The sequence below is a fragment of the Microbulbifer variabilis genome (assembly GCF_056232115.1).
On record NZ_CP174325.1, the window covers coordinates 3,591,079 to 3,604,712 of the forward strand.

A 13,634-nucleotide genomic window follows, 5' to 3' on the forward strand; every position below is an offset into this window, starting at 1 on the left:
TTCACCGATACTGGGTATCAGCTATATTGAAAAAAAATCTGCTTGAATGCTTACTAGAAATTAAGTGTTAAGTGTTTTTAATCTGAAAGCAACTTTATTTAATTATTGATTTACAATTTGGTCTCTTCAGAATGATTAATATAAGCAGGGCAAGTTTAGGGGCGTTGGCATTTTCTTCAGCTTTGATGGGATGCACCCTAACCGAAAATAAAACCGATACGGCTGATCAGAAAGCAGTTAGTGACTCGGTATTACTCCATAAACTTGCAGATCAATATACTGATGTTTATTTAGATAACTTCCAGCCGTATGCATATTTCTCAGATATGGATCTGGACAGACATAATCTCTTCTTAAGTAATTCCCCCATAAATTTTGCTTCTATGGCTGCGGCTGAGGATAAAATACTCAAGGCTTTGGCTGAAATAGATCTAAATGGACTAAAAAGTGATCAAGAGAAGGTATTCTACTTCAAGCTGAAAGAGCGATTGGAGTCGAATGTTGGCTTAAGGGTCTGTAAGACTGAACTCTGGTCTGTTGATCATATGTTTGGCCCCCATATCATACTTGGCTTTTTGACAGAGGTTCAGCCGGTTGAAACTGCCCAAGACAGGGCAGACGCGATTGAGCGTTGGCTTGATGTGGCTCGTTATTATCAGCAAGAAATAGCTAATCTGAGTCGAGGGCTTGAGCAAGGTTACTCCGCACCCCAGAGCGTGGTGAAGCGAGTCATTCATCAAGTTGATGGTTTGACCCAAGTACCCATTGATGAGCATCCTTTCCTGGGTTTAGCGAAGAAAGCTAAGGACCCGGAATTTGAGGCAGCATTTAAACAGGTGCTTTCAGATCACGTTATCCCCTCAATGGTGAATTATAAGAATTTTCTAGAATCCACCTATTTACCTGAAGCCAGAGCCGAGCTTGGCATCCATGCGATTCCTAATGGCCGTGAATGCTATATGGCTCAGTATCGTTCTTATACGACATTGCAGAGAACACCAGAAGAAGTTTTTGAGTTGGGTTTAAGTGCTGTCAACGCAAACAAGAGCGAAGTGGTTCGCTTAGGCAAGGAGTTCTATCAAGTAGATTCCTATTCTGAGGCAGTGGCAAGGGCCAGTGAAGATAAAACTCAGAAATTTAACAGCGCTGATGAAATGCATCAGTTTTTTGAGCGCTTGGTAGATAAGTCTAGAGATTTAACCGTAGACTTTTTCCATGAAATGCCTTTGATCGAAATGGAAGTAAAGGCCATCCCTGAACATGAGCAGGGTTCTGGTCGCAGTGCACACTATATTCCGGGCACTAAGGAGCGAAAGGCAAGATTTGGATATGACCCGACAACCTACCAGGATGAGTCATACGCTTCTGCCGAGAAGGTAACTATCCACGAAGGATACCCGGGCCATCATATGCAAATTGCTCTCGTACAGGAGCAGGAAAAGTTTCATAAAATAGAAGATGCCTTGTCTAACTCTGCTTTTGCTGAAGGTTGGGGCAGGTACTCTGAACATCTAGCGGAAGAAGCAGGGATGTATCAGTACGGGTCCACCAAAATCCTTAGGCGTGCTTGGCCTGCGCGAGGTATGGTAGCGGATACCGCAATGCATGTACTCGGCTGGAGTGATGAAAAAGTTGCGGAGTTTTTGCAGGATTCTGGCGCTTCATTTGCGAAAGGTCCGAGGACTCTAATGGACCGAATGGCAGTAATGCCCGCCCAGCTTACCTCTTATGATTCCGGTGCCCTCGAGATTTTCGCCTTGCGAGAACTGATGCAGAATGAACTGGGTGAGGACTTCGATATTAAGGACTTCCATGAGATTATTCTGAGAAATGGCAATGTCCCTATGGCCGTACTGAGTGAGCAGGTAAGGGACTTTATCGAAGAAAAGAAGAAAGGTTAATTTAGGATCTTTACTAACTCAGTCCCACACCCATGCGGGACTGAGTTATAAATAGGCTTAGCAAGAGGCTTTTATCCTGCTACTCTAAATTCCCATCTGCCTGGAAGCCAGATCCCGCATTATTTCTTCAGATCCGCCACCAATCGCATTCACCCGCACTTCACGATAGATACGCTCAATCCGACTGCCACGCATATAGCCTGCGCCACCTAACACCTGCATCGCTTCCCGGGCGCAGAATTCAAGGGTTTCTGTGGCTTGGACTTTGAGTAGAGCGATATCGGCTACCTTGAGCTGATGCTGTTGCTCCGCCCAGGCACAGAGGTCCAGATAGGCTTGGGTGGCATTGATGCGTTGAAGCATCTGGGCAAACTTGTGCCGAATCACTTGGTGATTGGCGAGGCGCTTTCCGAAAGTTTGACGCTCCTGAGCCCACTCAATGGCATCCTGCAAACAGACCCGGCTGAATTCTACACAAGAGGCGGCAATGCCCAGGCGTTCGCGATTGAAGTTGTGCACTATGGGTAAGAAACCTTGGTTCTCACCGCCAATTAGATTGCTCGCGGGCACACGCACCTGATCAAAAAAGATACTGGCCGTATCAGAGCACCACCAGCCCTGCTTTTTATCGAGCAGCTGCCGGCTAACCCCTTTGGTATCCGCAGGGATTAAGAGCAGGGAGATACCGCCGAAGCCTTCTTCACCAGTGCGCACGGCAGCAGTAAACCAGTTAGCGCGCATGCCGCCGGTGATATAGGTCTTTTCGCCGGTAACGATATAGTCATCCCCATCACGCTCTGCGCGGCATTGGAGATTGGCTACATCGGAGCCTGCGCCTGGTTCGGTAATTGCCAGGGAAATATGCTTATCACCACGTAATACCGAAGGAATAACCTGATCTTTTAGGGCCTCACTGCCATAGTGCAGTAATGGGGGCAGGGCAATGCCGTGGACCATCAGGCTGGCGTAGAGTCCACCGGCGCCGGGGCGGGCTAACTCCTCTGCGGCAACAATCATATGGAAGACATCGGTTTCGATGCCGCCGTAGTTTTCCGGATAACTCATCTGCAGAAGGCCAACTTCTGCGGCTTTTTTCCAAAGCTCGGCGGGCAGTTGGCCGTCTTCGTCCCATTGAGTGATGTAGGGAGTAATCTCGCGGTCGACAAAGCGGCGCAACTGGGTGCGCCATTCCTGATGGCCTTCGTCATAGAAGGGGCTTGCCATGCGGGAGGCATCAATATCGTACATGCTGATCTCCTTTAGGAAGTGGCGTCGCTGGGGATTTTGGCAGTTTCCGTGGGAGCGGCTTCGATCTGCACCAGCAGCTGGCCACCGCGTACCTGGTCTCCTTCACAGGCGCCCAGTTTAATTACGGTACCGTCGCGGTCTGCGCGCAGGGCGTGCTCCATTTTCATGGCTTCCATTAAGGCGATAGTGTCTCCCCGCTGAACGCTTTGATTGGGCTCAACCAATACCTGCACCAGGCAACCGTCCATAGGAGCCGTGATGCGGCCACTGCCTTGATTTAAGCTCGATTTAGCGGGGGCGTGGGTGATATCGACAAAATGGAATTGCCTGCCGTCTAACAGGAGATGCAGATTGCTTTGGTTGGCTAGGAACAATCTCTTTTGGCTAACGCCATCCAGCAGGAGTTCAGCACTGTAAAGTCCACTTTCTTTTTGTGATTTCTCAAAATGGACCCACTGAATCAGGAACTGCTGTTCGCCTACTGAGATTTGGTAAGAGTGATCTACTAACACCAGCAGCTCACAGTTTAGGGTTTGTCCTGAAATTTCCAGTCGGTAGTTGATTGGCACACTGTTGTCGCCACTGCGCCAGTCGCTGCGGCCGCTACGCCGATCCTGAGGGTTGGCTTGGTGCAAGTGATTCAGTAATGCGGCTTGGGCTGCAATTACTGCTGGAACCGATTCTGCGGATGTCAGTGTACTGTTTTGGTCGAGAAAACTGGTATCGGCATCGCCAGCGATAAACTGTGATTCGGCCAGGATCTTCTGCAGGAAATGGATATTGTTTTTAGGGCCGATAAATTCCAGCTGGCTTAGGGCCTGGGTTAGCTTGCGCCGAGCTTCTTCTCGATCCTGCCCCCAGGCAATTAATTTGCCGAGCATGGGATCGTAAAATGGCGTAATTTCGCAACCACTTTTCAAAGCGTGGTCGATACGGATTCCTTGTCCCTTTGGCGCTACCCAGTGGAGTACTTTTCCGGCCTGGGGCAGGAATTGTTGTTCCGGATCTTCGGCATACAGGCGGACTTCCATGGCGTGCCCCTGCTGGGTGACTTGCTGCTGGGAGACGCATAGGGCTTCGCCACGGGCCACTGCCAGTTGCCAGGCTACCAGGTCAAAACCGGTTACCATTTCTGTTACTGGGTGCTCGACTTGCAAGCGGGTGTTCATTTCCAGGAAATAGAATTCGCCGCTGGGGCAGAGTAAAAACTCTACGGTGCCCGCGCCTAGATAACCGCAGGCTCGCGCGGCGGCGACTGCGGCTTGCCCCATTCTTTCCCGCAGTTGGGTGTCGACCGCTGGGGAAGGGCACTCTTCGACCACTTTTTGATGGCGTCGTTGTACGGAGCAATCCCGCTCCCCCAGGTGAATACAGTTGCCATGACGATCCGCAAATACCTGGATTTCGATATGGCGAGCGTTGACCAGTGCCTTTTCCAGAATTAATTCGTCGCTGCCGAATGCACTCATGGATTCACTGCGGGCGGCGCGCAACTGGGAGACCAGTTCGCTGTCTCCGTGAGCCAGGCGCATGCCGCGCCCACCACCGCCTGCGGCGGCTTTGATCATTAACGGGAAGCCAATGCGCTGCGCCTCGGCGATCAGGATATCGTCGTCCTGGGCACCCTGGAAGCCGGGAATACAGGGTACGCCGGCAGCGGCAACAAATTCCTTGGCTTTGCGTTTGTTGCCCATCAGTTCTATGACTTCGGCACTCGGGCCAACAAAACGCAGTTCATTCTCTTCGCAAGCGCTGGCAAATTCCGCATTCTCAGCGAGAAAGCCGTAGCCGGGGTGGACGGCGGTGGCTCGGGATTTTTTAGCCGCGTCGAGAATTTTCTGTATATCCAGATAGGACTCCGCCGAAGTCTGCCCACCAATGGCTACGGCGATATCGGCAGTCTGTGCGTGAAGTGCACCGCAGTCCGCATCGCTGTAGACGGCGACTGTGCGATAGCCCTCCGCCCGGGCAGTACGCATAATTCGCAGTGCGATCTCGCCGCGGTTGGCGATTAACAGGGTCTCTGTTGTCGACATCAGTGCTGCCACTCCGGTGATCGTTTTTCCAGAAATGCACGGGCGCCTTCGCGCCCTTCATGGCCTTGAATTGCGCGGGAAAACTGCTGTGCGGCGCCGTCGAGTAGTTGGCCGAGGGCAGTCTCATCGCTCACCCGCGCTGCATCCAGCAAGATCTGCTTGGTTGTTGCCAGGGCGCCGGGAGCGCAGGCATTGATCGCGCCCAGGTGTTCCTGCAGTGCGCCTTCGAGGGCTTCGGAATTATCGAGTAGCTGATGGATTAACCCAATTTCCAAGGCCTGCTGTGCGTTGACTTTTGCTCCGCTGAGGGCCAGGCGTCGGGCCTGGGAGAGGCCGACCCGTGCCACGACAAAGGGAGCAATTTGTGCAGGCGGTAAACCCAGGCGGGTTTCCGGAAGGGCAAAGCGGCAACTGCGATCGGCAATGGCAATATCGGCACTGCAAGCGAGCCCAAAACCACCGCCCATTACGGCACCTTCCAATACGGCAATGACTATTAAAGGAGTGCGATTAAATCGTTCCATCAATTCACCGAAACGACGGTTTAGGTGAAAAAATACATCACTATTTCCATCGCTCGCGCCCTGTTGCGCATTGAGCATATCGGCAATATCGCCACCGGCGCAGAAGTTGTGTTCTGCACCCCGCAGTACCAACGCTCGCACCTGCGGATCTTCTTCTGCTTCTGCGAGCTTTTGCAGAAGCTCATCCACCATTTGCAAACTGATGGCGTTGCGCTGTTGTGGCCGGTTTAGGGTGAGATGGCAGGCGATGCCGATGGTCTCATTAATAATTGTCTGCATAGCCTGACCTTATGCGTTGGGTTTACGCTTGCCGGGCAGTATGCCCATCAACTTACAGATAATGCCGAGCATTACTTCATCTGCGCCGCCGCCGATAGCGGTGAGACGGCTATCCCGGTAAGCGCGGTTGATTACAGTTTCCTCGATATAGCCCATGCCACCCCAGAACTGCAGGCACTGATCGGGAATAGAGCGGGACAGGCGGCCAGCCTTGAGCTTGGCCATAGAGGCGAGGGTAGTGACATCTTCACCGGCTACATAGGCTTCCACCGCGCGCCAGGTTAGGGAGCGCAGGCATTCCACTTCGGTCTGCATTTCCGCGAGGGCAAAGTGAATGGTTTGATTGTCGATCAATGGTGCTTTAAAGGCATGGCGTTCGCGCACATAGTCGATGGTGCTGCTCACGCAGTTTTCCAGGCCCTTTAAATTGAGTGCGGCGCCGGCGAGGCGCTCTTCCTGGAATTGCAGCATCTGCAGCAGGAAGCCGGCACCCTCATCGCCGATGCGGAAATGTTTGGGCACTCGCACATTGTCAAAAAAGATAGGGGCGGTTTCCGATGAGCGCATGCCTAATTTGTCGAGCTTTTCGCCGATGCGTACCCCTGGCGTTTTCGCCGGAATAATGACCAGGGATTTGTTGTTGTGGGCTTTGCCTTCACTGGTATTGACCAGGGTGCAGAAAAAGTCTGCGCAGGGGGCGTTGGTGATCCACATCTTGCTGCCGTTGATCACATAGTCGTCGCCATCGCTTTTGGCAGTGGTTTTAATTGAGGCAACATCGGAACCGGCGCCCGGTTCGGATACGGCGATTGCGCCGATCATCTCTCCGTTCACGGCGGGAATCAGGAACTGCTCTTTGAGATCCTGGCTGCCGAAGTTGGCCAGGGCAGGGGTACACATGGAAGTCTGCACGGAAATCGACAGGGGCACGCCGCCACAGTGGGCACCGCCCAGCTCCTCCAGGAAAACGGTTTCATAACTGAAGTCGAGACCCAGGCCACCGAAGTCTGTGGACTTGCTGATGCCTAGCAGACCCAGACCAGCCAGTTGTTGGAAAATTTCGCGGATAGGAAAGCGGCCGGCCTTTTCCCATTCGGCCACATTGGGGTTAATTTCCTGCTGTACAAAGTTTTGTACGGTGCGCTGCAGTTCCCGGTGTTGATCGCTAAATATCATTATTGTTTTCCCTGCTTTGAAGTGTGAACCCGGTGATGGTGTGAATGGGCAACCGCACTTCCTTGTTGCCCAGGTTTTTCGTTAAAACCTAGCTACGCCAAAGGTATTTTTGTTGAGTTTTCTCTGCTCGGCCTCATTGCAAATTTCTAGCAACATGCCTAAAAGTTTGCGCGTATCGCGGGGATCGATAATGCCGTCATCCCAGAGGCGCGCACTGCAGGCGAGAGCATCGGAATTGCCCTGCATAAATGCGCTGGTGTCGTTTTCCAATTTGTCTAATACCGCCTCATCGACATTGCCGCTGCGTTGCATTTTTTGCTCGGTGACGATGCGCATAACCTTGCCGGCCTGGGCTGCGCCCATAACGGCGGTGCGGGAATTGGGCCAGGCAAAAATAAAGCGGGGATCGAATCCGCGACCGCACATGGCGTAGTTGCCGGCCCCATAGGAGCCACCTACGACAATGCTGAGTTTTGGTACGCTGGCATTGGCCACGGCCTGAATCATTTTGGCGCCGTGCTTGATGATGCCGTTGCGCTCCACCTCGGTACCCACCATAAACCCGGTGGTGTTATGCAAAAACAGCAGTGGCGTGCCACTCTGTTCGCACAACTGAATAAACTGCGCGGCCTTGTTGGCGCCCTTGGGGGTGATCGGGCCGTTATTCCCAATAATTCCCACAGGGAAGCCTTCGATACGAATATGGCCGCACACGGTTTGTCGATCGAATTCCGGCTTGAAATCCAGCATGGCGGAGCCGTCGGCGATACGAGCCAGAATTTCGCGCACGTCGTAGGGCTTTTTGCTGTCTGCTGGAATCAGGCCGAGCAGGTCGTCGATAGGGTGCAGTGGGTCTCGGTAATCTTTTTGTACTGAGCTTTTAATGGGTGAGGGTAGGGCGGCAACAATCTCTCTTGCTATGCGAATACCATCGGCGTCGTTCTCTGCTAAGTAATCGCCACTGCCGGACTCGGTACAGTGCATTTCTGCTCCGCCGAGGCTTTCCGCATCGGCAATTTCACCGGTGGCAGCTTTCAGCAGCGGCGGCCCAGCCAGGTACATGCCGGTTTGTCCGCGCACCATAACGACATAATCTGACAGGCCCGGCTGGTAGGCGCCGCCGGCAGTAGCGCCGCCGTGTACCACAGTAACTTGCGGAATACCGGCGGCGGACATTCGCGCCTGGTTGGCAAAACCCCGCCCACCGGGAGCAAAAGTGTCGCTGGCGTACATCAGATTGGCGCCACCACTTTGCGCCAGGGCGACTATTGGTAAATGATTTTCCAGAGCGATCCGCTGCATTCGCAGGGCTTTATCCATCCCGGCTGGTGAGATGGTGCCACCTTTTACGGCATAGTTATCCACTCGAACCATGCAACGTTGCCCGCTGATCTGGCCAATACCACAAATGGCTCCGCCACCCGCACCGGTACCATCCTGGTCGTCAAACAATTTATAGCCGGCGAGGGAGCACAGCTCTACAAAAGGTGCGCCGGGGTCGAGCAATAAATTGAGGCGCTCCCTTGGCAGCAGCCAGCCCCGATCACGATAGCGGGCAGCCTTACTTTTTTCAGCTTGAACCGGACGTTGCTCAGCTTCACGAAACTGGTTGATCTGCTCGAGCATGGCAGCTTGGTTGTCATTGAACTCTGCCGAGCGGTTGTCGAGCTGGGAATCAATCGGCTGCATTAGAGCTTACCCTCCGCTTCCAGCTCTTCCACAACTTGGGGCCGGCGTTTGCGGTGGAATCCATTAAAGCGCTTGGAGTTGTTGGCGGCTTGTGGCTGCCAAAGGGGGGAGTGATGCTTGAGACTTGAGCCACCATCGATACGCAGCGTTTGTCCGGTGATATAGCTGGCGGCATCGGAAAGTAGGAAGCACACTGCCCCACTAACTTCTGCTTCTTCTCCCAATCGGTAGAGGGGAATGCTGTCTCGGAAGCCTGGTAGTAGCTCGCGCAGGAATTTGGGGTCGTAAGTATCAAAGCCGCTTGAGAGAATATAGCCTGGCGCCACGGCGTTAACTCGAACGCCAAAAGGTGCCCACTCCAATGCGGAGGTTTCGGAAATATTTTCCATGCCCGCGCGGGCGGCACCGGAATGGCCCATCATTGGCATGCCGCCGGCGTTATCTGCGGTGATATTTACGATACTGCCGCCGTGCTGTTTCATCGACTGCACAAAAACTTCTCGGGACATTAAAAAGCCACCGAGCAGGTTGCTGCGTACAACGGCATCGAAACCTCTTGTGTTGATCTGCTCAAGGGGGGAGGGGAACTGGCCACCGGCATTGTTCACCAATCCGTGAATTTGGCCCCGGGCCTGGACTATTTGCCCCACTGTCTCCTGCACTCCTTCTTCATCGCGAATATCCAGGCTGAATAAACTGCACTCGCCACCATCGTTATTGATTTCACCGGCAACCCTTTCCAGCTTGTCCAGTTTGCGCCCGATCAATACTGCATGGGCGCCGAGGCTGGCCAATTCGTGGGCGATACAGCGGCCAATACCGCTGCCGCCGCCGGTGACGATATAGGTTTGCTCGCTAAAGCTGCCTGAGCGCAGCTGGCTTTGATAGCGCATGAAAGTTTCCTTTTTTACGGCCTCACGGCTTATTCAGTTTTTATTGTTCTTGTTGGCGCTTGCGCCTGCGTGTGAGAAAACGCAGAATAGCTTAACGCTACCAAGCAAGCGCTTGGTATTCAATAGCTGGCATCTATTTGATTTGAAATTCATTGGGCCGCTAATATTCCGGGTTAATTACCCGAAAAAATTTTGGAGAGATACGTGCGAGAGAGTGCGCAAGTGCTGGTGGAGGTGCCGACTCAACTGTCACCACAAGAATTAATTGGTACTCTGGTAGAGCAGGGTATGCTAACTGACCCTGCCTCTCCCCGCGGACGTTTACTGAATGCCGCTGCGCGTCTGTTCGAGCAAAGGGGATTTGCCCGCACCACAGTGCGTGATCTAGCTGCGGAAGTTGGCATACTTTCTGGCAGTATTTTTCACCATTTTGCCAGTAAAGAGCAGATTCTCTGCGCGGTAATGAAAGAGGTCACCATATTTGCCAGTGCTCGAATGCGTAGTGCTGCAGAGAGTGCGGGCTGTCCGCAAGAAAAGTTGCGGGCTTGCATACAGTCTGAGCTCGAGGCTATCCACGAACAAGCCGTACCAGGATTTTCCATTCTGGTAATGGAGTGGCGCAGCTTGTCTGAGGAGAGCCAGGAAGAGGTATTGCAGCTGCGCGAAGAGTATGAGCGGATCTGGTTGGATGCAATTGTTGCGGCCAAATGCCCTGGTGATGACCCGGCACTTGTGCGGCGGCTTTTAGTTGGCGCACTAAGCCACACTTATAGCTGGTTCGAACCCAGGGATAGGGGGCTGACAATTCCTGAACTGGCTGATCGGACCTTTCATATCTTTACTCCCTGACCACAGAAAAACTGCGAGGCGCACGAAAAACTGTGCACTTTGCCTCCTTTCTTGCCAATTATGTAACCTTGAATGGTTTCCTGAGAACTGGTGCGCACCCGTTTTCTCTTGAATCTTTTACCCTGCGCGCAAGATGTAAAGAATGTGACAATATGTGTCACTAGGTGACAGGAGAGGGGAATGGCGAGCCAGGAACTTTACCAGGTAGTTTCCACTGGAAGGACACTTCACGCCAAAGATTCGGATCAAGTGGTGCGGGATGCTACGAAGCTGTTTTCAATCCCAGAAGCCCAAGCTCGAAGGTTTCTATTGAAAGGGTGGGTTATCAGAGATCAGCTGGAATCTGCCCGTGCCTTGGAGTATCGCGCCGGTCTTCACAAAATTGGTTTGAGAGTGGAGGTCTGCCCTGCAGGAAAATTTGATAATCAGCAGTTAATTGCCCGTATTAAGGTAGCGCAGAGGCGCAAAGCCCAGACAGCCAAGGGGAGGTCCTTCAACAAAAATAGCATTATTGGCAGCGGCCCAGGGGTACCACCAGAGTACAGTCAGTCCCCTAAAGCTGCTGTGCAATCGGAGGGCTCAAGGACCTTAGAACCCTCAAAGGGAATAGAGCAAATTATCAGTGATAAGAAAGTTACTGTGCCCTCCGGTGTTGGCAGAGCTTTATTGGGTTTTTTGCCGGCAATAGTGCTGCCCGCTATTTTTTTGACAGTTGCTGGCCTGTGTTTGTATGGGGCCGGTTTTGCCTTCTGGCAGATTCCGCTTGCAGTATGGCAGGGCGATTTGAATGGCAGCGTTATTGTATCCAGTTTGATTGCGATTGCTGTGTGTGGTTTTCTTTTTCTGCTCCTGGCTGCGCCCTACCTGTGGTTTCCGAGAAGTGCTTGGGCCAAACTCGGTGAGATACCCCTCGATCGAGCCCAAGGTAAGGACCTTCTGCGTTTATTTGAACAGCTTTCCCGAAGAACCAGTCTGCCGAAAGTGAATGAGATTGTTCTAAGTCCCAACGCCCAGATTTTCAGCTCACCCACACTTTCCGAGGTAATACGCCAGCAATTACCACTTCATTTGGGGCTCGCCAGCGTGACGGCTCTACGTGGCAGTGAGGCCCTAGCTTTGGTGGGCCGTGGAATTGGTATCTACCAGGGGAAACTAACCGGATTATTGGCCTGGTTGGTATTGGATGGTTTGCGCCGCCTTGAGTTAGTTCAGTGGGCTCTAGAGAACGAACGCAGTGTCCTGTGTACAAGTGGAGAGCCCAGTATTTTCCAGAAACCCTTTCATCGCATGCTGGTCATCTGTGGCCACTTTTTATTGCCTTTAGTGGAGCGTCTCGAAAACCTGCACCGATTCATTACCCGTAGTAGTGCCCGTTACCTAGAGTCACGTGCTGATCTGTGGGCGGCAGATTTGATTGGTAGTCAGGTGTTTCCGGGGTTTGCCGAAAGGTGGCACCGACTGGTGCACGCGGATTTGATTGTCTCAGAGACCGCCCGTGAGGCCGCTGCCCTGGGTCAACGATTTGAAAATATCCCTACTGCGATAGCCTGGACGTTTGAGAATCTGGACCAAGAAACCTGTAAGGCTATAGAGCTAGCCATGGGGCAGGCAAGTGATCCCTGGGATGTGTGTGAGGCGGCGGATTTAGAGCGTATTGAGGTGGTAAGCCGGCGTGACCTGGGCTCTCGTATCAAATGGGAAGTCTCTATGCCGGAGCTATTCGCCAATTTTACTGAATTGGCAATGGCCTGCACTGCTTCCAGCGCTGGGGCTGATTGCCAAGTAGTAGAAAATCGCCGCTTGCTCTGTTCCAGCCGTGAGGTAGACGAGGCAGTGCAGACTTTGGAAGAGTACTTTAATCGTCTTCCTCCGTTTTCTTTGCTGCCGTTGAGTCGACCAGCATCTAAAGAAATGCAGGAGATGGATCTGCAGGCCATTGTCGATTGGTTGCGAGGCAAGTTGGTTGATTTGGGTGAGGTGCGCGAGCGTAGCCGGATGTTGCGAACTCGTATGGCAACAATGCAGCTGGGTGCGGCAATGATTAGGAACAAGTTGCGTATCGACCCCCAGGATTACTCACTAAAAAGTGGCAGTCTTGCATCGGCTCAAGAGTTGGCTGCGCTGAAACGATCCGAATTGGAAGAGAGTGAAAAGCAGCTGCAGCATATCTATACCGCGTTTTACCAACGCTTGTGTCTGGCTCTGGTAACCATGCCGGCGAAGGAACGCCAAGAGGCGCGCAACCAACTGCGCCATCTTTCTGCATACGATTCCCTAGAGCCTCATCTGGAGCGGCTTGCCGGGTTTAGTACCAGTTTGGGGTTATTTGCCCGGCATCTATCGCAAAACCTGTCAGAACGGGAGCTGGTGCAGAAATATCTGGCCTTGAGTGCTCGGGAATTGGATGCGACTTTCGCTACAGTAGAATCTTCTGAGTTATTGAGATCGCAGGGTCTTGGTAGAGCCCTATGCATCAAGGCTAAGCGTGAAACCCTACAGGTATTGCCGCAGCAACACCAAGAGGCATTGGCAGCTGTGCGGTCAATGGAGTCTCGTTGTAAATATGCCCGGTCGGTGATTCTGGAGTATTATCAGGTACAGTTGGCAGCCTTGTTGAGACGCTGTCTGGAGCGGGAAAGGCAGCTGCAGCTGAGTCCACTTCGCCTGTTGCGAACCGTTTAACCCCCGGCCAGCTTGACCTTATAGTTCTTGGACTCGAGAAGGGCCTTGATTTCCGGGCGCTTGTCGCCTTGGATTTCAATCACACCGTCTTTCAAGGCACCACCGCAGCCACAGCGTTTCTTCAATTCTGCCAGCAGTAATTTCAATTCACGATCAGTACCTGCGATCCCGCGCACGCAGGTCACCCCTTTACCCTTGCGTCCCTTGGTCTCCCTGTGGATACGTACTATGCCATCCCCCTCATGGCGCTTTTCTGCAGAGGGTTCTTCTTTTATACGGCCGCGATCGGTGGAATAGACGAGACGATTTTCCTTGGCCATGGCTGAGGGCTCCCCGATAAACAATTGTGATTTTTGG

10 protein-coding genes are annotated in these 13,634 nt (G+C 52.7%); 3 read left to right on the forward strand and 7 right to left on the reverse strand.

What is annotated here, in order from left to right:
• Positions 1–131: 131 nt before the first annotated feature.
• Positions 132–1,901, forward strand: coding sequence for a DUF885 domain-containing protein (locus tag ACJJI7_RS16025; RefSeq protein WP_444901745.1), 1,770 nt, complete (start codon positions 132–134; stop codon positions 1,899–1,901).
• An 84-nt stretch (positions 1,902–1,985) separates the two neighbouring features.
• Here the strand turns inward: ACJJI7_RS16025 and ACJJI7_RS16030 are convergent, their stop codons facing one another.
• The 6 genes from ACJJI7_RS16030 to ACJJI7_RS16055 form a co-directional block, all read right to left on the reverse strand.
• The gene (locus tag ACJJI7_RS16030) at positions 1,986–3,149 is read right to left on the reverse strand and encodes an acyl-CoA dehydrogenase family protein (RefSeq protein WP_252085684.1); all 1,164 of its coding nucleotides are present in this window, start codon (positions 3,147–3,149) and stop codon (positions 1,986–1,988) included.
• Positions 3,150–3,160: 11 nt separating this feature from the next.
• Complete coding sequence (locus ACJJI7_RS16035) at positions 3,161–5,185, reverse strand: acetyl/propionyl/methylcrotonyl-CoA carboxylase subunit alpha (RefSeq protein WP_444901744.1); 2,025 nt, start codon at positions 5,183–5,185, stop codon at positions 3,161–3,163.
• Complete coding sequence (locus ACJJI7_RS16040; protein ID WP_020415103.1) at positions 5,185–5,988, reverse strand: enoyl-CoA hydratase/isomerase family protein; 804 nt, start codon at positions 5,986–5,988, stop codon at positions 5,185–5,187. The genes ACJJI7_RS16035 and ACJJI7_RS16040 overlap by 1 nt, the downstream gene beginning before the upstream one ends.
• A 9-nt stretch (positions 5,989–5,997) precedes the next feature.
• Positions 5,998–7,164, reverse strand: coding sequence for an acyl-CoA dehydrogenase family protein (locus ACJJI7_RS16045; protein ID WP_020415104.1), 1,167 nt, complete (start codon positions 7,162–7,164; stop codon positions 5,998–6,000).
• 81 nt (positions 7,165–7,245) lie between these two features.
• Positions 7,246–8,853 carry an acyl-CoA carboxylase subunit beta gene (locus ACJJI7_RS16050; RefSeq protein ID WP_282950822.1) on the reverse strand — a complete coding sequence of 536 codons (1,608 nt, stop codon included), beginning with the start codon at positions 8,851–8,853 and terminating at the stop codon, positions 7,246–7,248.
• Positions 8,853–9,746, reverse strand: a complete 894-nt coding sequence (locus ACJJI7_RS16055) for an SDR family oxidoreductase (RefSeq protein ID WP_444901743.1) — start codon at positions 9,744–9,746, stop codon at positions 8,853–8,855. The genes ACJJI7_RS16050 and ACJJI7_RS16055 overlap by 1 nt, the downstream gene beginning before the upstream one ends.
• A gap of 204 nt (positions 9,747–9,950) precedes the next feature.
• Between ACJJI7_RS16055 and ACJJI7_RS16060 the strand changes: the two genes are divergently transcribed.
• Entirely contained in the window at positions 9,951–10,595 is a 645-nt protein-coding gene (locus ACJJI7_RS16060; protein ID WP_282950821.1) for a TetR/AcrR family transcriptional regulator, read from the forward strand.
• 180 nt (positions 10,596–10,775) lie between these two features.
• On the forward strand, positions 10,776–13,277 hold the full coding sequence (locus ACJJI7_RS16065) for a hypothetical protein (protein WP_444901742.1): 2,502 nt from the start codon (positions 10,776–10,778) through the stop codon (positions 13,275–13,277).
• Here ACJJI7_RS16065 and yciH read toward each other — a convergent pair.
• Positions 13,274–13,597: a stress response translation initiation inhibitor YciH gene (yciH, locus tag ACJJI7_RS16070; protein ID WP_282950819.1), complete on the reverse strand. Its 324-nt coding sequence runs from the start codon at positions 13,595–13,597 to the stop codon at positions 13,274–13,276. The two genes, ACJJI7_RS16065 and yciH, sit on opposite strands and share 4 nt — an antisense overlap.
• Between the last annotated feature and the right edge of the window lie 37 nt (positions 13,598–13,634).